General features: G+C 52.8%; 24 protein-coding genes. All 24 read right to left on the bottom strand.

Annotated features, from left to right (window positions below):
* Positions 1 to 58 precede the first annotated feature (58 nt).
* Positions 59 to 1,054, bottom strand: a complete 996-nt coding sequence (locus AB3Y96_RS11305) for a hypothetical protein (protein WP_367299223.1) — start codon at positions 1,052 to 1,054, stop codon at positions 59 to 61.
* 20 nt (positions 1,055 to 1,074) lie between these two features.
* Positions 1,075 to 4,170 carry a phage tail protein gene (locus AB3Y96_RS11300; RefSeq protein WP_367299222.1) on the bottom strand — a complete coding sequence of 1,032 codons (3,096 nt, stop codon included), beginning with the start codon at positions 4,168 to 4,170 and terminating at the stop codon, positions 1,075 to 1,077.
* An 85-nt stretch (positions 4,171 to 4,255) separates the two neighbouring features.
* Positions 4,256 to 4,906 (bottom strand): tail assembly protein, encoded by a 651-nt coding sequence (locus AB3Y96_RS11295; protein ID WP_367299221.1) that lies wholly within the window; start codon positions 4,904 to 4,906, stop codon positions 4,256 to 4,258.
* Positions 4,804 to 5,535, bottom strand: coding sequence for a C40 family peptidase (locus AB3Y96_RS11290; protein WP_367300311.1), 732 nt, complete (start codon positions 5,533 to 5,535; stop codon positions 4,804 to 4,806). The genes AB3Y96_RS11295 and AB3Y96_RS11290 overlap by 103 nt, the downstream gene beginning before the upstream one ends.
* A gap of 13 nt (positions 5,536 to 5,548) precedes the next feature.
* A complete protein-coding gene (locus AB3Y96_RS11285; RefSeq protein WP_367299220.1) occupies positions 5,549 to 6,247 on the bottom strand; it encodes a phage minor tail protein L in 699 nt (232 codons plus the stop codon).
* Between the two features lie 8 nt (positions 6,248 to 6,255).
* A complete protein-coding gene (locus AB3Y96_RS11280) occupies positions 6,256 to 6,585 on the bottom strand; it encodes a phage tail protein (RefSeq protein ID WP_367299219.1) in 330 nt (109 codons plus the stop codon).
* Positions 6,586 to 6,643: 58 nt separating this feature from the next.
* Entirely contained in the window at positions 6,644 to 6,991 is a 348-nt protein-coding gene (locus AB3Y96_RS11275) for a hypothetical protein (protein ID WP_367299218.1), read from the bottom strand.
* A 55-nt stretch (positions 6,992 to 7,046) separates the two neighbouring features.
* Entirely contained in the window at positions 7,047 to 10,028 is a 2,982-nt protein-coding gene (locus AB3Y96_RS11270; protein WP_367299217.1) for a phage tail tape measure C-terminal domain-containing protein, read from the bottom strand.
* Positions 10,021 to 10,221 (bottom strand): hypothetical protein, encoded by a 201-nt coding sequence (locus AB3Y96_RS11265; RefSeq protein ID WP_282815298.1) that lies wholly within the window; start codon positions 10,219 to 10,221, stop codon positions 10,021 to 10,023. Before AB3Y96_RS11265 ends, AB3Y96_RS11270 begins: the two co-directional genes overlap by 8 nt.
* A gap of 32 nt (positions 10,222 to 10,253) precedes the next feature.
* Positions 10,254 to 10,601, bottom strand: a complete 348-nt coding sequence (locus AB3Y96_RS11260; protein WP_367299216.1) for a phage tail protein — start codon at positions 10,599 to 10,601, stop codon at positions 10,254 to 10,256.
* The gene (locus tag AB3Y96_RS11255) at positions 10,601 to 11,077 is read right to left on the bottom strand and encodes a phage tail protein (protein ID WP_367299215.1); all 477 of its coding nucleotides are present in this window, start codon (positions 11,075 to 11,077) and stop codon (positions 10,601 to 10,603) included. The genes AB3Y96_RS11260 and AB3Y96_RS11255 overlap by 1 nt, the downstream gene beginning before the upstream one ends.
* Before the next feature lie 43 nt (positions 11,078 to 11,120).
* Entirely contained in the window at positions 11,121 to 11,531 is a 411-nt protein-coding gene (locus AB3Y96_RS11250; RefSeq protein ID WP_367299214.1) for an HK97-gp10 family putative phage morphogenesis protein, read from the bottom strand.
* 3 nt (positions 11,532 to 11,534) lie between these two features.
* Entirely contained in the window at positions 11,535 to 11,915 is a 381-nt protein-coding gene (locus AB3Y96_RS11245) for a hypothetical protein (protein WP_279078514.1), read from the bottom strand.
* Complete coding sequence (locus AB3Y96_RS11240) at positions 11,896 to 12,240, bottom strand: phage head closure protein (protein ID WP_279078516.1); 345 nt, start codon at positions 12,238 to 12,240, stop codon at positions 11,896 to 11,898. The genes AB3Y96_RS11245 and AB3Y96_RS11240 overlap by 20 nt, the downstream gene beginning before the upstream one ends.
* Before the next feature lie 55 nt (positions 12,241 to 12,295).
* Positions 12,296 to 12,622, bottom strand: coding sequence for a head-tail connector protein (locus AB3Y96_RS11235; RefSeq protein ID WP_279078518.1), 327 nt, complete (start codon positions 12,620 to 12,622; stop codon positions 12,296 to 12,298).
* Complete coding sequence (locus tag AB3Y96_RS11230) at positions 12,619 to 13,680, bottom strand: phage gp6-like head-tail connector protein (protein ID WP_367299213.1); 1,062 nt, start codon at positions 13,678 to 13,680, stop codon at positions 12,619 to 12,621. The genes AB3Y96_RS11235 and AB3Y96_RS11230 overlap by 4 nt, the downstream gene beginning before the upstream one ends.
* Positions 13,677 to 15,023, bottom strand: coding sequence for a phage portal protein (locus AB3Y96_RS11225; protein WP_367299212.1), 1,347 nt, complete (start codon positions 15,021 to 15,023; stop codon positions 13,677 to 13,679). The genes AB3Y96_RS11230 and AB3Y96_RS11225 overlap by 4 nt, the downstream gene beginning before the upstream one ends.
* Entirely contained in the window at positions 15,023 to 15,193 is a 171-nt protein-coding gene (locus AB3Y96_RS11220; protein WP_367299211.1) for a hypothetical protein, read from the bottom strand. Before AB3Y96_RS11220 ends, AB3Y96_RS11225 begins: the two co-directional genes overlap by 1 nt.
* Before the next feature lie 35 nt (positions 15,194 to 15,228).
* On the bottom strand, positions 15,229 to 17,166 hold the full coding sequence (locus AB3Y96_RS11215) for a phage major capsid protein (protein WP_367299210.1): 1,938 nt from the start codon (positions 17,164 to 17,166) through the stop codon (positions 15,229 to 15,231).
* A 59-nt stretch (positions 17,167 to 17,225) separates the two neighbouring features.
* A complete protein-coding gene (locus tag AB3Y96_RS11210; protein ID WP_279078529.1) occupies positions 17,226 to 18,884 on the bottom strand; it encodes a terminase large subunit in 1,659 nt (552 codons plus the stop codon).
* Between the two features lie 263 nt (positions 18,885 to 19,147).
* Complete coding sequence (locus AB3Y96_RS11205; RefSeq protein ID WP_279078531.1) at positions 19,148 to 19,621, bottom strand: terminase small subunit; 474 nt, start codon at positions 19,619 to 19,621, stop codon at positions 19,148 to 19,150.
* Between the two features lie 203 nt (positions 19,622 to 19,824).
* Positions 19,825 to 20,190, bottom strand: a complete 366-nt coding sequence (locus AB3Y96_RS11200; protein WP_367299209.1) for an HNH endonuclease — start codon at positions 20,188 to 20,190, stop codon at positions 19,825 to 19,827.
* Positions 20,156 to 20,779 carry a hypothetical protein gene (locus tag AB3Y96_RS11195; RefSeq protein ID WP_367299208.1) on the bottom strand — a complete coding sequence of 208 codons (624 nt, stop codon included), beginning with the start codon at positions 20,777 to 20,779 and terminating at the stop codon, positions 20,156 to 20,158. The genes AB3Y96_RS11200 and AB3Y96_RS11195 overlap by 35 nt, the downstream gene beginning before the upstream one ends.
* Positions 20,760 to 21,278, bottom strand: coding sequence for an HNH endonuclease (locus AB3Y96_RS11190; RefSeq protein ID WP_367299207.1), 519 nt, complete (start codon positions 21,276 to 21,278; stop codon positions 20,760 to 20,762). Before AB3Y96_RS11190 ends, AB3Y96_RS11195 begins: the two co-directional genes overlap by 20 nt.
* Positions 21,279 to 21,319: the final 41 nt, after the last annotated feature.

Here is a 21,319-nt window from a genome sequence, read left to right as displayed (position 1 = left end):
GTGCCTCCATAAGCAAAAATCCGCCGAAGCGGATTAAAGAGTTTGGTTGAGAGGGGCTTTAAACGTTGTGATACAACGTGGCGTCCAATATGGGACAGGGTAAGGGCTGATTCGAAATGTTGGGCGTCGTTCCCCCGGTGTTCAACCGGTTGTATTGATTGCGCGCCGAGCGTCCTGAGCCCACGTTGCGACCATTTATCGTGGCCCCACGAATGGGTATCGTCCATGTTCCGTTATTTATCGCATCATAGCCGTAGCGCCCGAGCGGTATCATGGGCTTATTCACTCCCGTATCCACGGTAGACGTGCCGATATTTTTGGTGGTCACTTTAGAAAAGGGAATGTGTGCGCTGGTATACACCAGCCTTCTCGATTTATTCCAAATAGCCAAGCCATATTTAGGCAGGGTTAGGTTCGCTATTTCTCCAAATGTCGTGAGATAAAGTGTGGTGGCAGCCGTTGAGGAAATCGTTTTATCGGCGTGATTCATCTCCACTACGGCTGATGGATTACTCCACCACCCAAACACCACATCCCCTGCCCCCGCCATGTCGGCAATACTAATGACAGCATTGGCACCGATAGTGCGTATGGCGCTTTCCCTGACATAGCCCAGCTTGGTGCCGTCGGTGATGGCCTGCGGCGACGTGCCGTTAAAGAACGCAATGCCATAGGCATCGGTATTTTTGGGAAACCCCGTTATCTGGTAGACGCTTATCGACAGCGGGGCTTGCTGGTAGCCGCGAATATTGAGCTTATGGTTAAAGTGAATAATCAGGTTACTGCCACTGCGGGAAAACCCCGTCACGCTGATAAAGTCCACCCCAAAGTACGGGGAAGGCGCATCCAAGGCCGCCGTAGAGACGTTGTATATCACCACGATTTCCGAGGAGGCTGGGACATCACCTAAGACATTAAACGTCATCGAGCTGGCGTTACTGTAATCCACATTAAACTCCAGCTTGGTGACAAATGACATTAGGCCACTTGCCACATTCGACAGGTCAAACATTTTCCCCGTGCTGCGATTTCTGACCTCCAATCCGTAGCCCATACATTCTCCTAATTATTAAATCACAGCGTGATATTGAGATACCCCAGCTTGACGGCAGGCTGTGATTTTTCATCGTTAATCTGAATAAGCGAGCTGTTCATTTTGAGCCCCACGTTACTGTTCGCATCGGCGCGAATAGACAGCTCCCCAGTCGGTGTCACGATAAATCGCCCGTTGATATTGAGTGATTTCATAAAGGCTTCATCCATAATGATTTGCCCGTTCTGTATCACAAACGGTAAATCTACGCTGCCATCGTTCGGGTTCATCACCGCAAAACGGTCTGCCAGAATAAGTACCTGACTAAATCCCCCCTCCGCCGTGGCCTGAATACCGCCAATCGCTTTCTTACCGTCTTTCGTGGTCTGCACCTGCATCGTCCACATCGCAGACACGTCCCCCTCAAGGTTGGACTGCGCCTTGCTGATGGTTTGCACGGCAGCTTCATTGTCCTCGACCTTCACGTTAACGTTGTCGATGCGCTGAGAAAGGGCCTCCCCCTCTTTGGCGACGGTTTGCTTGAGCTCTTGCAGCTGTGCGGTGGACTCACCGACCGAAGACTCAAGCACCTCAAGTTTCTGGTCAACTTTGGCCTCGGTATCCGCCAGCGCCTTTTCAAACTCGTCTTTGACCAGGTTATTATCGATGCCTTTCAGGAAGTCCTGCGTCATTTGGTCGGCGGTGATTTGATCTTTGAGAATATCCAGCACCCCTTCCGCATCGCTGTTGACCTGACCAATGGCCTCAACGAAGGCGGATTTCCCCACCGTATTCACGCTGCGCACATAGAAAAAGTAATCAGTGCCTAGCTGCATCAGACGGTCTTTCACCCAATAACTGGCTATACCGAGTTGCTGCGCCAACGACTCCACCCGCCGTATATCGGTGATGCGTTTTTCTGAGAACCAGAAATCAAAGCGCGTGCCTGACTGGTAGTAACTTTGACGAGGGGTCACCGTGATTTGAAAATAGCCCGGCGTCAGCTCAATAAAAGCCGGTGCCTCCGGCGCATTAATCATAAAGGTCACCGTCGACGGATCACCGCGTTGCCCCATGTTATTGAGCGCCCGCACCGTCAGCGTGTACTCGCCCAGCGGCAGGTCGGTAAAGCGATACTCCCCATCAGACGTGGTTTCGGTACCCACAACCCGGTCACCGAGATTAAGCTTCAGCTCGAAACGCACTCCGCTCACCACCCGAGGGGTATCCCAACGCGCGACGGCTTGATATTGGCTCTCGTCAGGGGTGACCTCCACCGTCAAGTGCTCTACGGCGGGCGGAATGGTGCTGTTCCCGGTGCCGGGCTTCGGATCGAATGACGCCCCGTTATCCACAATCGCTTCTTTCTCAGGAACGTGCTGCAAGGCCACCACCTCATAGGTGCCGGATGGCTTATCCTCTTTAATCGATAAACAGCGAAAATAGCGCGGACGCAGTGACGGCAGCGTGAGAGACCAGACTGAGAGTGGTTTGATACCTACGGGCAGCGTTTTCAGCACCACCACATCAGGGCTGGGCTGTGAGCGCACCTCCACCTTCACCGGCTGACCATCCCCCGCAATGAGGTTGATGACTGTTTTACCCGAGGGAAGCGTCACGGCCCGATCTAGCGTGACCTGTTGGTTTTTGGCATCAATGGATAAGATGCGACCGCCAATCATGCTGGCGGCATAGTCATTGTCTGCCACCTCAAAGATATCCCCCGGCAAGTGGCGCAACCCTTCGGCTGCCACTTTAAATCCGACCGTTTGGATTTCGTATTTCTCGGTGGTTAAAATCCACAGACCAAGGCGGTGCGCTTGCCCACGGCTGGTACAACAAAACGCATCGACCTCCAGTTGATTCAAAGACTGTTCTGCAATGGCCACATCATCGGAGACATATTCAAAATCCTCCTGCCAGCCGTTATCGGGGTTTATCCAACGCACCAACACCGCATTATGCCGCGACTTTTTAGGGCTAAAGGTGTAGGTGAAATCCCCATTGACCACGTTCGCGTTGGTATAGGTCCACACCTTATCGGCGGGTCGGTCTTGCACAAAGGTTAATCGCGTCCCATTCCATACCGGCATGCAGCGCATAATGGAGCAAAAATCATTGATAACATCATAAGCCGACCGTTTCGTGGTGATATATCCGTTGCATGTCATGCGCGGCTCTGTCCCGCCATAGCCATTGGGAACAGACGTATCGGCATACTGCGCCAAGGTATACAGCGCCCATTTATCCACATCGGACAGACCGATACGCCGCCCAAGTCCGTAGCGTGGATGGGTGAGCATATCGTACAAGCACCACGCCGGATTATCGGTATAAGCAGGCTTAAATGCGCCGTCCCAAATCCCGGTATAGGTGCGGGTTGCGGGGTCATAGTTGCTGGGCACCTGAACAATGCGCCCACGGATATGGTAGTTACGCGCGGGCAACTCACTCCCAAACTGCTCGCTGTCAAACGTTAAGCCCACCACGGCGGTATTGGGGTAACGCTGCTTCACATCGATAATTTCGGTATAGCTTGCCCACAGGGTTTTATTTTGCAGTCGGTCACTGGTGCTATCCGCCGTGGCACGCACCATACGGACGTTGAAGGGCCGTGGGGGAAGATTGTCGATAACCAACGCATTCAAATATTGCCCGCTGGTTTTGCCGCTAATCGTCACGTTACGCTCGGTCACCCACACGCCATCACGCTGAATTTGGATCTGCATGGCGACACTACTGGCAACCCGATCACCGTTATCTCGCGCCTCCACCAACGCCGCCACGCCAAATGTAAAGCGCAGGCGGTCGATATTGGTGGCCGTGATAGTCCGGGTGAGCGGTGCACCGTGCTTGATTTCGGTGTTCACCGGGACTTCAACGCCCGAGCCCTCAAACCCACTGAGCGCGGGCTGTTCATTCTCACCGGCAACCCACTGTAGGTTCATGCCATTCACGTTGCTATTCCCCTGCGCATCAACGGCGGGGGTCATTTTTAGTAATACGCTCTGCAGGCCGTTCACAGGCCCTTCAATGGGGCCTTCCCCGAGGCAGTCAATAATCGATATTTTCTGCTTACTGATGAGATTATCCGGCTGCTCATACGGTGTATGTTGACTACCACCACCTTTACCCATGGGGACTCCTTAAACAAAAAAAACCCCCATCAGGAGGTCGTAGTGATTCAAATTCAGGGATTTAAATAGAGTGATTCAAGTTCGGTTAAGACAGCTGTTGCCCCACCTTACCAAGGTCAACGTCACTTTCCCCGTCACCATCCCAAATGCTCGTGGACTGCGAAATCACCCGCGAACCGGTTAAGATTTCCCCATAGGGAACGGGAATGATGTTGCCCTGCGAAACCGCATTCTCCAGATTGGAAAAATAGCTGTTGCCGGTGCCATTATCGGTTTGGCTCGACTTGGGGGTTTTGGGCGTCGGAGTCAACATCGTCGCCACCCCGCCCAACATCATGCCAATACCGGCAGACACTAACACTGAGCTCACTCCGGTCCATGAGGTCAGTAAGCCGACCGTGGTCAGCGCTGCACCGGCGATAAACTGGAATACCCCGCCTTTTGCTGCCCCCGCAAGCTTTGGCACGATATGCACCACCGCGCCATTGGGTAAGGGGTCATTCATACGCTGGGCAAGCTCAACGGGCGCGACATCATGCTGGGCAATGCGCACCTGATACCAACCGTTTTGCAGGTGGGCTCGTAGGCCGTGTATTTGGGTTAGCAGGGCATGTAAGCCTTCGGCGGCGCTGCTTACGTGTAAGGAGATGCGGCGGCCAAATCGTTGCAAATCGCCGTGAAGGACGAAGGTTGCCAATCCCGGTGTCGCCAAATGCTGTGGGTGCGTCGTTGCCATGAGCCGTTGTACTCCTCGCGTTTGCTCAGTTGATTGGGAAGGTGGTGCAGGATGCGCTGGTCGCCCAGATAAATGGCGGCATGGTTTGCTACCGAGCAGCCGTAGCAAACCAGGATAATATCGCCGGGCTGCGCGTCTCCCTTAACCGGATAAAGCCCCGTCTCACGCATATTGTCGAGATAGAGGTTTTCACCGTGGCGCCACCAATCATCGGCGCGGGTAAAATCGGGCATCTCAATCCCCACCAGATGGTAGGCATCACGAAACAGGCTGTAGCAATCCATCACGCCATGCTCAAAATGACGCCCGAGAAGCGGCGGCACGCAGCGATAGCGGGTAATTATGCCATCGTGCACCAGCCACCAAGGGAGCGCACTGGCGACCTGTCTGGCGCGGTCTCCCTCGCTGAGATAGGGCATCCCATCGGGATGGCTGTGCACCACCGCAAGCACTTCACCGACACGTTGTGCCTGCAAATAATCATCGGTGGCAATATCAAAGGTGTCTGGCCTGGCACTGCGATTAATACACGGGACATACTGCGGCCCGTCAGCGCTGGCGATAACCAAGCCGCATGACTCGGCAGGCGCACAACGCAAACTGTGCGCCAAAATAGCGTTTTCAAGCATGAAGGACTCCGATTTAACGGCCAAGTTTGCCAATGGAGAGGAAGCCGCCAAACGAACCGATATTGTTACGCAGCTCGCACGAACGCCGACATTTACCGCATTTATCCTTGCCGGGGTTAGCGGTGGGCTGGTCGAACTCATCCGCCACGGCGGGGCCGGTATAGCCGCACTCCGCTGAGCGGTACGCCCATGAGCAAATATCCGCCAGCATGGTACGGGACGGAAACTGCGCCCCATCGGTTTCGGTGGGGATAGACAACGTAAAGGTGGCGGTTTCAGATGTCAGCTCAGAGAGTTGTTCAATCTCATAGCGTGAAATCACTTCCTCGCTTGGGTTGGCCTGCGGGTTGCCGTCGATAAAGTTCACCGCATCCAAAAAGCACAAGTACACCTGACGCCGAACGACCTTTACGCCCACCAAGCCATCGTAATCCTCAGCCATACCGGTTATGAGACCAAAGAGGTTAGAGACTTTGATGGAAGGACGGCTGGCGGGGCCTTTGCCGTTAAACTCAAATCCGTTACCGAGCACCGAATACGGAGAATAAACACGCCCTTGCCACACCACCGGCTCGCCCTTTTCGTTCAGGCCGTCGTGAAAGAAAAAGCGCTGACCGCCGAGCGCGGTTAAATCCAGCTCCCACAGGTCGAGATTCGGCCCCTGCTCAATTTCGGTGGTCTGGTTAAGCGTACCTTGGGGAATATCTTGCATAGCATCTCCTAAGCGACCACTTCATCAAACTTACAGCTCACGTCGATATAGCGGTTATTCACCACGTGAGACCATTCACGACAGACAATTTTTAACCTGACGTGACGGTGCGGCGAGCGCCAATAAAACGCCTTCACCGCGCCATGCCGCCGAAAGAAAGACTCGATGGCGGGCAATTCCCCTGGGGCAATACGAAAGGTCGGCGTGTAGCTCTCCAGCAGCGCATTGATCCCCGCTGCCCGACGCTGTTCGTAGCCGTCGCCAAAGTTAACCGTGGTCACGTTGGGCTTGGTGCTCACCCCCATGCCGGGGCGAGGCGAAAAGTGAAAGGTTTCCATTTAACCTCCAGAAAAGAAAAAACCCGCCATAAGCGGGTTCAGCGAAACAATGTAAGGGCTAAATTTTATAGCCCGCTTCCGTACAGGTTGGAAACAGTATTGAATCATCAGTGACCATGCCCTGCGCCCAGTTAATATGTCCATTGGTATCCCTTTTGACTCCCATAATGATTGGCATCTTTCCTCCGTAGCCACCATAGGAGTTTTTGGAGTTAACGTTAGCGCAATATATATCCCCACCTAGATCACTCAACCAATAATACTTGGCGCTATCAGGATCTTTTAGTTGGTCATTAATCACGTCCATAATGATTTTTTTCTCCGGCGGCGTCAGGTCACGTGCCAGCGTGGGCAGAGTAGTCCCGAGCAGTGTGCAGCACAGCACCCCGAGCATAATGCGTTTCATCGTCTTCTCCCTTCATGTCATTTTGAGACATACTGACACAAACAGCGAAAACGTGTTAAGTCCTGGCACGCACAAACTGATCGAGCTCGCCGCCGTCGCGCATCGAATCCTGCAACCGAGACTCCACCGTTCCCAGCACCCAGCGCCGTAAATCATCCGTAACCCCGACCGAATCATCGCCCTCACTGGCAGGCCCGCCCTGCTCTTTATAAACCGATATCGGGATATGCACATGCAGCTCGCGTGCGGGGCTGGGGGCGGATGTTTGTGCGGGTGCAGACGACGCCGTATTGCGTGGCGTAATACTACCCACCAAGCCGCCATCGGCATAACCTGCCCCGTAGGTCAGCTCGTTGAGAAAGCTCAACATGCCGGGCTTTTTCACCACGTCCTGTGGCACCACCCATTCGCCCCGGTGAACGACGCCCGCCACATCATGCTTGCCGCCCGGTCCCGTATAGCCCCCGTCCGCCCAGCCGAACAGATCTTGCACTCCCATCGCCGTGGAGCCTGACTTAATAGCGTTAAAGAAGGCCATTTTTGCGATCATCATCCCCAGATCCGTCAGGATAGAAGAAGCCATCGACTTAAAGTCGCCCTTGCCTTTCACCACGAAGCTGGCAAAGGCGTCGCCCATGGTACTCATGGTGTTGGTGGCGGCGTCACGCGCCAGCGCAAAGGAGTTACCGGCAGCCTCCGCCCAGTCAGACAGACCCTTTTCCATTCCGGCAAAGCCATCAGCCTCTATTGCCGCCTTCTTATCGGCACCGCTTTGGACGATGGCAATTTGCTCCTCCTCTGCTACTCGATACCTCTCCACATTAATTTTGTAAGCTAAATCAGTTTTATCAGCATATAACTTATCCAATACCTCTCTACGCTTACGAAAATCCTCCTGAATGCGTTGGGTTTCGACCATTTGATCATAGGCTGCCGCGCTCATGGTGAGCTGAGCGGCTTTATTGTCGTACTCCTGCTGCAGCTTGCGCGTGGACTCGGCCACATCGCGCATCTGCTCTTGCACCTGCAGCGCAACCTTGCGTTGTTCGTTGGCTTTCTCAAGGCTGACGTTGATCGCGAGCTGCGCGCGAAGCTGCGCCTCCGACACTAAGACGCTGCGTTGACCGGCGGTCAAGATACGCTTTTCTTTCAGCTCCGCGATTTCCTGATTAAACGCCAACAGCTTCTTTTCTGCTGCGTTTAATTCGTCTGTCTGCGTGGCCTGCTGCCGCAATACCGCTTCCTGTGAGCGCAGTTCTTGCAGGCGGCGCGTGGCCTCATCGTCTTTATAAGCACTGGCGCGAGTTTGGGTGTGCTCTTTAAACTGCTTATTGAGCCCCTTCATCGCCTGCGCGTAGTTTTGGGCGTCGATTTCACCGGCTTTAAGTTTCCGGTTGAGCTCATCGGTCAGTCTGGTGCGTTCCTTGGCAGGGTCAGCGCCTGACTTTATCAGCCCCGAGATTTCATTTTCGAGCTTGAGCCGTTGGGTGATGGCTTCTCGCTCTTTTTGCAGCTGCGCAAAACGCGCTTCGGCGGCGGCCTTGGCTTCTTCGGCGGGTTTATTGCTGACCTCCATCTTGACGCCTGCGGCAGCGGCTTGCGCCTGTGCGGTGGCAATGTGCGCCTGACCCATTACGTTAAACGCATCGGAGACCGTTTTCTTGAGGGACTTCCATGCCCCTTCAAGGCCGCTAATCTGGCTTTCTTGCTCGGTCACTTTTTGGTTAACGTCATCCATCGCCGCTTTTTGTAACAGCGCGGTGGCTTCGCTGGTTTTACCCTGACGGGTGAGCGTCACAATCTGTGAAATCAGACTACCGTTAAGCAAAATCCCCTGCTCGGTGAGCTTCTCCATCGCCTGTAACGGGTCGCCTTTGAGACTCGACAACATACCGACCAAATCGTCCGAGCTTTGACCGACCTCCTCCATACGACTGCCGAGTGCGGAGACCTGCTCAAGCATACTGCCACCGAAGCCCGCACCGACCGCCGCCGTCACCGACTTAATCGCCCCTTCGGTATTGCCCAGACTGTAGGTCAGCGACTGGATATCTTTGACGGCAATGGCGGATTGATTGCCGCTTTTTTGTAAGGCAGCGGTATAGCCTTTGGTGGCGGCCTCTGCCTTTTCATAGCTGCCATAAAGGGCTTTTGCGCTGGCTATTGCTATCATCACACCGATGCCAATTGGCCCACCCATCGCCGCCATGGCGGTTCGCATCAGTCCCGCGCTGGTTGCCGCCATCCGTTGCCCCACGGACAGCTCTTGACTCGCGGCAGCAAGGTCTCGCGTGGCGCTGGTTAACGTGCGCTTGCCGTTAGACTCGGCAACATCCGACTCCAGTACCGTTTTCGCGGCGGCGGCAATCTTTTGTTTTGCGGCAGCTTCCGCCAGATTCGCTTCGGTAATGGCGCGGGCGTTTTTAGCATGCTCCTCCTGGTAATTCACCGTCACGCCAAACTGCTTATTCACCTCCACCTGTTTGGCATAATACTCATCGAGGGAAAATGCCTGCTCACGCTGTGCCTTTGCCGCCTCGATGGTCTTTTGTGCCACGGCAAACTGGGATTGTGCCTGCTCACGGGCGGCACGCGCATTGGCAATAATGGACTGCGCCCCGTTAACCTGTGAGGTCGCCAGCGCTATCATCGCTTCACGCTGCTGGTGAATACCCTGTGTTCCCTGAGAAACGGCAGAGGTCAGCCCCGTACCCAGCGCCGGAATTAACGCGCTGGTCAGCGTGCTGCTGGCGACATTCCCGCCCGCCGCTAAATTGGACAGCGCATAGCGTAGTTGCCCAAAGCCCTTAATGTTGGTGTTAACGTTGTTATTGACGCGCCCAAAGTCCGCATCGACGCCCCGAACCCCTGCCCCCAAATCCACAAACGACTGCTTGGTTTTTCGGTTTTCGGTTTGGGCTTTTTGATTAAACTGCTGCGCACTGGTATCGGCGGTTTTCATCGCGTCAACAAATTGCGCCTTGAAGCTGGCGGCATTGAGATGCAACGCAACCGCTAATGAAGCAACATCAGCCATGGCCTATTATCCGTAAACATTCTGCAAAATCGTCCGTTTCAGCCGGGTATGCAGAAGGAGCGTGATGAGGGAGCGCCGAGGCAGACACCGCCTGCTCGGCACGCATTTTCAGGTATGCCTGCCAGTGCAGCAACATATCGGCAGGCAGTACGGCGATTTTACGTGGGTCAGACTCACCGAGGCGGTCAGCCAATGAAAAGATTGACCATAGCCACGGCGAGTCGGTTAGTTTTTTTCCGCCTCCTCAAGCGTGCCATAGCTGTGACGCTGTACCGTGGTCAGCGCTTGCATAATGTCGGCCTGAGAATGCACCTGTAAAATCGCCTCCGGCGTCGGTAAGTCCACGTTGTCTGGACGGCTGCCATCGGCATTCACTAACGCACGAATAATTAGCGCCACGCCCGCCTTGGCTAACTGCGCCGAGTTTCCGCCCTGCGCACGCTCATCATCAATTTGCGCACTGTAATCAAGCATATCTTGCGCCGACAAGCGGCGAATGTGGACGGGTTGCCCCAGTAGCATCAGGGAAATCGTTGCGTTGTTAGGTTGAAGTAACAGATTTTTGTACGTCATTATGAACTACTCTCCGGCGTTGAGGATTTCTTAGACCATTTCACGCTGTTTTGCTTCGCGTAAACTTCCACCTGCAGCACCTTCCCCTTGGGGGAGTCGACCGCCTGCATACTGTGGCCGTTCAGTGCCAGCTCTTGGGTGGCAATACGTTTGTTCGGGAACTCGATAAACAGCAGCACCGTTTGTTTGGCATCCGCCGCGTCAATAAACGCCTCCTGAATGTCATCATCTGGCGCATCAAGAAAGACAAAGGTTTTATCCTCGCCTTCGGCCATGTCCTGCATATATTTGGGCTCGGTATCGATAAGGCGCGTGACCTCGATATAGGTCCCTTTACTGCCCGTCGCACCTAGCGTAGTGATGTTTTGCAGCAGGTCAGCATTATCGATAGTTGACCCCAGTGGGCCATACAGCACGCGCGTACCGGCAGGCAGCGTGGCAAACGAGGACGGACTTTTAATCTGTTCATCAGGCATGATTTTTCTCTCTATAAAAAAGCCGCACGGCGGCGGCATCGGATTAACGATTTTCTAAGGCGTAACGTATTTCTATCGCCAAGACCTTAAGCACCTGCTGTTTGTTGTAATCCAGTGCAGGACGAATAAACGGCTTAGCCACCTGTTTGACGGTGCCGAACTCCTGCGCCAACGCTTTCATATGATGTTGCTTGCTCGGTCCCACCTTGAGGGTGACCACCGTGGCATAGCGATCGTCTTTTATCTGACTGGTGCTGCGGATTTTAATGCTGTCGCGCATGTGTTCATCATGGCTATTTTCGTCATAGCCCGCATGCTGTTTCATATCGGCCTCAACCACGGCCAACGCCGCCCGCCCCGCGTCGCGCAACACTTTGATTCCTACCTTTTGCTCCATCTCAGACAGCAGGCGATCGAAGTCCTTCCCGGAAGGGAATTGCATCGTGATATCCATGGGCTACTCCGAAAACGTGATGAGATAATCGCGGGCGCGACGGTAGAGCGTGGAGCCATCGTTAAGAGGTATCGCACTATCTTGCAGACCAGCGCGTTCGATGTATTGCACCGGATAGCCCTCCAAATTGCCGTGAACGAGACTGTGCCAGTCGCGCCAAATGGCCTTATCGAGCGCAGCCAGCTGCGAAAAATTATCGACCACATACAGGGTTATCTGAAATCGCCCTTCAACCACCCCGCTACGCACAAGCCCAGTGTTGAGTTCTGGATCGGAAATACGTTGAAAGGTGACCCCGGTCGTTGCGCTTTTAGGCAGTAGCAGCGGATACGCGATCAACCCGGTAATACGCTCTAATGCGGTTTTAATGGCCAGTTCTATCATGACGCACGTCAGCCTCCGTCTTAAGCACTAGCCGGTCAGGTGACGTTCTGTCGGTGGTGCGCACGGTAAAAATCTGACCACCCAATACCACTTGCCAATCCTGCGCCACATCCGCACGCGGTCGCAGGGTAAAATGATAAGTTTCGATAACTTGCTGTTGGTCAGCGGTGCGGATCTTGCGGTTTGACATGGCCTTCGCATTCGCCCATACGGTAGCAACATCAATGGGTTCACTCGGTAATGGTTCACCCAAAGGACCACGGTGCTGCTCCACGCGACGCAGCGTGATCCGGTGCGTCAACTCACTGGCTGACAGTGTTTTCATCTTCGATAAACTCCACGGGTAAGGGATGGCTGAACGAGTACGCAATGACAAAATTCTAAATAATGGTGGGCCGACGCAGATCATAAATCAGCATCGTGACATCGTTTGGCAGTTCGCCTCGACTTAGATCAGCCGTATCCCGTCCATCCGGATCGCGATACAAACGCCCAACTAACCTCAACGTGGCCTCTTGGGCCAAACACAATGCCTCGCCGTCAATGAGCTCCCCGTTTTTATCCACGATATCGTCTCGACTACCTTGGCAATAGCGGATAATGGCCGCACTGGCGGCACGTATTTTGCCTACTAAATCATCGTCGCTCTCATCCCCATCAATACGGCAATGCGCCTTAACCTCGTCAAGGCCCACTAATTCAATCATCGGTTATCCCTCCCATCACGGCCCCGTTTCGCGGCGAGCGTCCACCCTTTCGCGTCAATATCGCCGGGTTTATCTCGTGTATATTCATCGCAATGCCATAAAGAGCCGCCCCAAGTGACCGTATCCCCCGGGTGATAATCCTTCTCTGCACGGAATACACCACGATAAATCATGACCGGCATATCAAACGATTTTGTCTCACAACTACCACTGGCACGCTTAACCGTGAGTGTAAAACCGCGCTCTTCTGCGCGATTGATCTCCACTCCCGCCACACCATCCACGACGCACTCCCAGCCGCGCATGCCGTGAGTTTTTTCGAATGCCCGCCAGAGTCCACCAAGGTGGGTTGCATAAGTCCCGCGCGGATAGTTTTTCGCCTCATCGATAAACGGAAGAATTTCGAGCGCCAGCGCATCACGACCGTCTTCGCCATCTTTACCCGGCAGGGCAGCGGGTAGGACGGCAACGGCTTCACTCACCGCGTCGGCAACGGCCTGTTTGAGCACCAAGGGATCGTAATCTTTGCCATCTTTGGGCATCGGTAGGGTATTGAGCGCGCTGGACACCATCTCCTCAAGCAAAGGTTTAATCTCCTCCAGCGTCACGCTTTTACCCGCCTCAGGTGGAGGAAGCTGAGCTATAGCTGCGTCAATTAACCCCTGGATATCAGGAAGCTCGGGCACCGATGGCGGCGGTATGTTTGCTACAGCTTCAACAACCAACGCCTCAACCTCGGCTTTCAGCGCGTCCGACATCGGCAACAAAGCGGATGCAGGTAGAGGCTCAAGATTTTTTTGAACCTGTGAAATAATCTCCTCAATGCTCGGTGTGTCGGGTAAGGCAATCTGCGCAGCGGCGGCTTTCGCCAGTGCAGAAATATCAGGCTCAGGCGGTATATCAATATCCGCAACCGCCTTATGCAGCGTTAAGTGCACCTCCTCAACCTCTTTTTTTAGCGCAGTGAATTTACTCTCCATATCCTCACGGAATACCGAGAGCGCGGTGCTAAATTCTTCACTGATGGCTTTTAGTATAGCGATTTCACGTTCTGTCATTTTGCGATAATCCCCCTCACCATCGCCTTCACCGCCATCAGCTCTATATCAGAGATAGCCTTGGTTTCAGGCTCAATAGGCGGCGTAGGAGGCTGACTGGTTGGACTTTCAAACGGGTGGTCTGATGCATCACGGCGCGCTAGCGCCTCAAGACTAAAGTTCTGCTGCTGTAAATACAGCGAATCGCCCCCTAATACAGGTGGTAGATTCTCTTTTCTACGCGCTTCATTTGGCGTTAGGATGGTGTTCTTCACCCCCTCACCGAGGGTTTTCATTCGACGCTCGCTGTCCATTCGCAGCAGCGAACTGATATCCAGCTCAACACCTCTTTTCCCGTCAAGCTCAAAGGCGTCATCCAGAAGAACTTCTATCGATTCGATCAGGACCTGCAGGCACTGCGAGTAATACTGCTGTTCGAGGGATTCGATGTTGTCGTAGGACGGCATTTCACCCACGCCCACTTTATAAGCGGGAACATGAAACGTAGAGCACACCATTTCAGCGGAAAGTTTTTGTTGCTCTACGGTTTGTGCATCAACGGCTTTCATCATGACGGACTGATAAGATGCACCACCGGAAATCAATCCCGTTTTACCCGCATTGGCACCCGTGTAACCCGCATCCCACTCCGCTTTTATTCTACGGGCGTCGGCATCTTTAATATTGCCCGGCACCGTAATAACACCGCTGGGCTTTCCGCCATTTTTAAAGAAAAAGGCCGAACTGGTTAAGATGCTCTCGCCCTGCATCGCCGCCATGCCACAGGCATAAATCGGTGATACCCCAATTAAAGGGTGAAACAGACAGTTAAAACGGTCGTGGATGATTTCACGCGCGGGAACCGTCACCTGAGCAGGCAGCCCGCTGATATTATCGGGATTGATTTGATAGAAAACAGAACCATCATCAGCCACCAGAGGTGTCACTTTATCGGGGTCAAGAATACGCAATTCAAGAATATGCCCCCGGGAGTCCTTCACCTTCAAGACATAGGTATTGCCATGACACAGCTTGGCGTTGATCCACGCCTCCAAAAACTGAATACGGTTCTGGAATGCATTAGGTTTATTAAAAAGCTTATCTATCTTGGTATCCTGCGTGTCTTTCCATACGCCATCAGAGCCTTTTGCTTTCAGCTTTGGCGACATTTTTGAGATGTCGCTGGCGATTAACGAAATGCACGAAAAGACAGCATAGTAAGCCTTCACTGAGGCGTTACTGACCTCTACCCCCTGCTGCCAAGCGCCCGGAAATGGCTCTTTCGGCGACGAGAATAGGGTCATCCAGCCATGGGACGAGGGCGACTGTAACGCTTTCTCTTTTCGTCTAAAGGGATTCCACATCAGCCAGCCTCCGCGTTAACGTTCTTCTTTTTCTGACCACCAGGGCGTCGGGCGGAGATGTACTCAGCCTTTCCCAGTAGCACCAGCACCTTCGCGCACGGATCATCAACGTTTTTCACATCACCCGGCGCGGCGTCATGGGTGCGCTGACGGTATCTGATCTTTGCCATAAAAATGGCGGGGTGCTCCCCGCCCTCCCGATTGGTTAGCTGGTCGCGATTGAGCCGTAGTTAACGCCTGAAATGACGGCTACAGCGGCGGTACGGCGGCGTTTCCAGTTGATCCAGCGTTCGGCACGAATAGCGACGCTGTTAGTCTGGAACATGGAAACCATTTCAGTCCCTGTTGGTGTCACGCTGTCACCGGTAGGATCGCTTTCCATCTCTAGTGACGCTTCACGTGACATATCCACCGCCACGCCGCCATCATCAGCCAGATAAATATCCGGCGCATTCAGCAGGGTCAGATTAGTACCCGCATACTGAGACACAATGGCGGGTAAACCTTGGAATGTGCCACCCAACAGCGTCATCTCTGGGTACATTTTCTGACCTAGCGCATTCTTTTTCATTGAAAGCGCCAGCGCGTTTGTACTGGACATGATCCAAACCCCACCCGTTGGCTGCAGGTTTGCCGCCACAAACTGACCAAAGGCCGCCTCGGCATCTGCGTCCGGGTCGCCGGTGGAAGGAATACCGTCAATACCGTTAGTGATGGACGCCGGTGATACGTTGGCGACTTCAGCTTTAGCGGGGTTGATGAAATCAGTATCCAAGCGTGCAATGACCGCTTCAGCCAATGCGTTTCGTACCAGCGCATCTGCGGCTGGGTTGGAGAAGCGGATCAGTTCGTCAGTGAGCACCGCGATGGCGGCTACCTTAGAGAACCCGAAGGTGATCGACTCAAAATCAAATTTGGTCAGTGGCTTGGCTTTCCCTTGACCGACCCAGTTAGCCGAGCCGCCCGAGGTCTGCGCTGGGATACGGATATTGAACGGCACCTGACGTAGAGACGGAATGCTGCCCTGCCCAAAGCGACCGATGATGGTCTGCGGGCGCAAAAACTCAACGAAGTCATTGGCATATTCTTGGTATTCAACCAAGCTACCCGCCCAAGCAGGATCTGTTGTCGTCCCTGCCCCCACCGCAGCCTTCAATACATGATGAAGCTTTGAATCAAGCGGATACTGTTTCTTTGCAATTTCCAAGGCTTCTGAACGACTTCCATTAGCGGCAGCAAGTGCCTTTGCAAAGCGCGCAAATGCAATACCCTTTTCAAGCTTCGGCTCAACTTTAATAATGGCTGGCGCACGGTTATCCACAACGGAAACCTCACCTCCCGCCGCTTTAGCGACAGGCTTCGCTGTCGAAGCCATGTTATTTTCCATATCACGAAGTCGCTTTAAGTGCTCATCCACAGATTTCACTTCAGCGGAAACATTGTCGTATTGCTCGGTTTCCTCAAGGTCGAGGGTGCGACCTTCATCAGCGGCTTTGCTCATGATGTCATTGAGTGAGCCCGCCAGCGCAGCACGCTTATTTTCAAAACTCTTGATCTGCTCTGCGATATTCATACTTTTTCCTTTAATTTCGATAGTTTTTTTTGCTGTAGCGCCAGCTGATGGGTTTGGGGTGACCCTCGTTTTCCCTGTGCCTGTCGCGGCGAGAAACTGACGGTCAAACGATTTAACGGTCTGGATAGAACACTCGGCGTTGGCCGGAATGGTGACCGCCGAGACCTCAAGCAAATCCCAAGACAGGACGCGAATACCTCCCTCGTCCAAAAAGGAATACTCAATGGGACGAAAGCCAATCGATAAACCACGCACCAAGCCGGCCTTAATTGACGCCCATGCTTCTTCGAGTCGGGCGACAAGCTGAGAGGGCATATCGGGAGTGGGTTTGACGAGTTTTGCGGTTATCTGCAAGCCCTCTTTCACCCGTTTAGGTGTACAGGTGCCAATGGGCTGACGGCGATCGTGCTGCCAAAGAAACGGTGTATCACTGCGGAACGTTGCCCCTTCTGGCTCAAGAATGTCACCATCCCGATCGGGTGATGGCGTAGAGGCGATACCGGTAATAACCCTTTCATCCTCGTTTACCGATTTCACCGTCATGAGGGTACAGGCGCGATTAAGCGTCATTTAACTGCCTCCTGATATGAAAAAACCCGCCATAAGCGGGTCGTTAATCATTCTGTCTATCATATGAAAAGTACCTGATAATCTTTTACTTTCGCCTCGGGATTTAAGGCCATCAGCGATACAGCATTAAATAACGCCATGAGTGGGTCTATCTTTCCCTTGCCGCTGGCCTGCTTAGTAATCAGTATGGCGTTCCCTTTGGGCTCAACGCGCGCGTTACCCACGCACCACGCCATCATCGGTTGGCCACCGTGAATAAGCACACCCTCAGCCAATTTACGCTCTGTGGTTTTAATCGCCCCGCCGAGTCGCCACCCCTGACTGACACCGACAACGGATTCAGCGGGTATTTCCACCTCGGTAAGCGCATCAAGTATTGACCCCACGCCTGACGGGTCAATGCCCACCTTATCTAAGAGATCGGCCTCATGAATACGGCCAACATAATCGGCCAGTTGCTCAGTGTCCTGTCCCACGATATCCACAATCGTCAGATCCCCCTCTCGCTGAAAATCCAATAATCGTGAGGCTTCACTTTTGCGCCGCGTCAACACGATTTTATGCGCCCATGCGTGACACCAGCACAGCCATTCTCGGGTCTCTTTATCCCGACCCATCGCGCAAAAGCCAAGTAAGTCATCAAGGCCACCGCCATCAATGCCCACCGTAATGACTTCTGCCCGAAGGAGAATGTCCTCAAAGCTCACCTTCTGTATTTGCTGCTCCCAAAAATCGACCCCAGCCCAACGATCGCTACGCAAATTTAAGCCGATCTCAATATTGAGGTGCTTGGCTAAGAATTGTTGTAGCGTGCCATCTGTCTTGGTCTGGTTTTTACGTAGTTGGTCTTCAAGCCACTCCGCGTTCACCGATCGCCCCATATTGGGGTTGGTAATGTAGAAATTTTCAGGCAAAAGGTATTTTTTGCTCTCCACCATCACATCGGGAAACTCGTAGAGAATGCCCAGCGTTTTACGATCTGGTATTTTTCCATCACGAACATCACGCCAATACTGCAGTTTTTCTTTGAAAACCCCCGCTGGCGGCTCATCGCTTTGGGTGGTGAGGAAAATAACCCATCCCTCATCACGCGATACCTGACCACCAAGAGCTTCCATAAACATGGCTTCGGCATTTTGTCGCTTACCGAACAGCCAGAGTTCATCTACCAGAATGCGACCCGCTTTTTTACCCGAAACCGTATCGGTATCGGCGGCAACCACCTTCAGCGTGTTGCGGGTATTGCGGTGGGTGATGGTTCTAATGTGATCCTGAATTTGAAACATATCGGATAATTCATCGTCGGCGCGGATCATCCCAGCAGCGGGTTTAAAACTGTTATCGGCAACTTCTTTCGTGGGCGCCAGAATGAGATGCTCTTCATCTTCACGCCAACACAGGATCACCGCGGTCAGCATAATTCCAGCAGCGATGGTCGATTTGGTGTTCTTTTTGCTGATAAGCAGACCATATTCCCGTATGAGCTGCTTTCCCGTCTCAGCTTCATATCCGCCAAAAATAGCCCTGACGAAATCGAACACCCATTGTTCGGAGCACTCGCCAAATGTCGGTTTGCCCGGCAAATCCGAAACCCGAAGTTCTTTAAATATACCTAGCGCGTATTCAGCCTGATCGGAAAATATCGGAGGAGGAATAATCGATGCTTTTTCAACGAGACGCTTTCCCCAGTCATGGCAGGCAGTAGTCCATTCAGTCATAGGTCACACCTTGTTGTTTACAGCAAGTTTATGTGGCAGCACCCCTGCAACAGCATAATACGTATCCTTTTTTTAGCCCGCGCCTTGCTTGGACTACCCAGTGTTTTATTCACCCTCAGGCTCAATCGGTGAAAGAGGTATATGAAAATACGGCATAAGTGCCACGGCAGCTTGGAGTCGTAGTTCAATAGGCTAATATTTATCATTCATGATGCCCATTAGCACATCAATTGGATCTAAACTTTTAGTCATCGTTGATATCCCTAGTGTTTAGTGAGTTGAGGCGCTGGCAACGCTGAAAACTTATTGGCGATTGTCTTAGCCTTCTCGTTCTTGAGTTCTTTTTTACCCATCTGATCAGGTTTTCGAACCGTAAACTGCGCGAGCTTAAAGGCAGCATCGAGCGCCAGCTTGGGATCGACATCAATGTTTCTTTCCAGAATTTGCGCCATCGCCTTAATGGGATCAGGAATGCCTTCTGGTGTCATCTCAAGACGTGATGCTGAGGACTTATGGGGTGGGACTTTTGATGTAACTTTTGGTGTAACTTTTTTAGCCGTAGAAGTTACAGAATTATTGACCCGCTCTAGGTATCTTTTTACATCAATATCCTTTGCAAGTTGACACCCTTTTACTCGCGCGGTTTTCTCACTGTAGCCCGCATAAATAGCGGCTTCGGTTGACGAAAGCCCTTTTTTAATTGCGCTAGCAAACTTCTTTTTTTTGGTTGTCAACATCGCATCATTTTCAACCTCTTTTTTAGGTGTGTAACTTTTCCCATAAGGGGATTTTTTCTGTGCGTGAGAGAAGGCGAGGTGTCCAGACCGAGAGGGGATGTTGTTTGTTAATACCCCCCCACCCTATAGCCTCTAACAAGGGGGGCTAATGGCGCTGGGTGCTCACGGCACGAGGGTTGAAAATGCCCTATGAAGCCATGACCTCAGATGATTGTAAAACCTTGGGTAATCGCTTCAGGCGTCGGCAGTTTGAGCGCCATCTCATCAGGCTGACCCATTGCCGCTTCACGCGCCGACTTCCCCTCATGGCAATCAGTGCAGAGTGACCAAAGATTTGTCTCGTCATTACTGCCACCAAATTGAAGTGCGATGCGATGGTCAAGCTGGCTACCGTAGAGGTCAACCACGCGCTGACACATGCAGCAGTGACCACCATCGCGTTTATATATCCTGCGCTTCATGCCAACTCTCGCGCTCCCACTAATACGACGAGCCTCGCCTGATACAGGTTTTAGGCGGCATGTATCGATAGCCTTAAGTCGAGGCTTCAACGTTGTTAATCTTGCCATGTAGCCTCCAAGCCTTGCGCCGCTCCAAGCGAGGCATATTGTCGTGTGGAATTTCAACGGACTGGCCGTCTGCATGGTCAACGAGTGAGTAACACGGATAGACCACCGAACCGCCATGGGCATCACCTACTGCATAGTCTGCTGCCTTGCTGCTATCCCATCTTGCCAGCACGCGTGCGAGATGTTGTTGAGGGACGCTGTAGCACACACCGTGGATCAGCCTAGGGATGGTGATGAAGTCCGCTTTGGTTTTATCAGAGACAATCAGCTTAGTGGCTATCTCCATCTGATACTGTGGTGGTCTGCCAGTGCCCAGATAAAAGCTGATGAGGTTATCAGGGAAACGTACCAACCATTCACCCACCTGCTCAGTAAAACCACCGACAGGCTGCGCATCATCCTCCAACACTACCACCCGGCAAGGTTGCTCTGCGGCCCACTCAAGCGCACGGCGATGCATTTCATTTGCTCCAACACCAATCTCGTCTGTTAAAATATGATGTGCGCCAAGAGACGAATAAAGTCGTTGAGCCATTTTTCGGCGAGAGTGATGCCCAACTACCACAAACTTAATATCTGTCTGCATCATTATGGGTAAACACCTTATTACGGGCTCGTCGTGCAGCTTCAGCAGCCTCTTCAAGATCATCGTAGAAGCCTACGCAGTGCGCCTTTCCGTTATTGCTGTAGTACGCGTGCCATTTTCCAACCTGAGGATTCCATCTAACCCCGCGCTTTCCAGATGAATTCCTTGTGATAGCGGGACCCTCTCGGTTTTCGCTGTTTTGCTTTGGAGTTACGAGCCTGAGATGAGAGGGATTGACGCAAAGAGTGTTATGACACTTATGGTCAACGAGCATGCCAGGCGGAATATCACCATGTTTCAGAAACCAAGAAAGGCGGTGAGAAGACCAAAAAACACGACCTGCAGGCGTTCTCGAACCCGCTATTTTCCCGTAAATCTGAGGTTTGATATGTCTTCCGCCACCCGGTTTAATGGTTGCGCCGAGCCAAACCCAGCACTCATCGGCACCACGCTTATCAAGCTTTTCCCAGAACCTTTCTTCAATGGGTCTTTTTTTAGGCACAGGAAACCCTTCCACGAAGAGGAATAAAGAAATTTAATAGA

Source organism: Hafnia alvei (assembly GCF_964063325.1).
GTDB lineage: Bacteria > Pseudomonadota > Gammaproteobacteria > Enterobacterales > Enterobacteriaceae > Hafnia > Hafnia alvei_B.
Note: the sequence above shows the minus strand (reverse complement) of the source record. Positions and strands in the feature narration are given on the sequence as shown.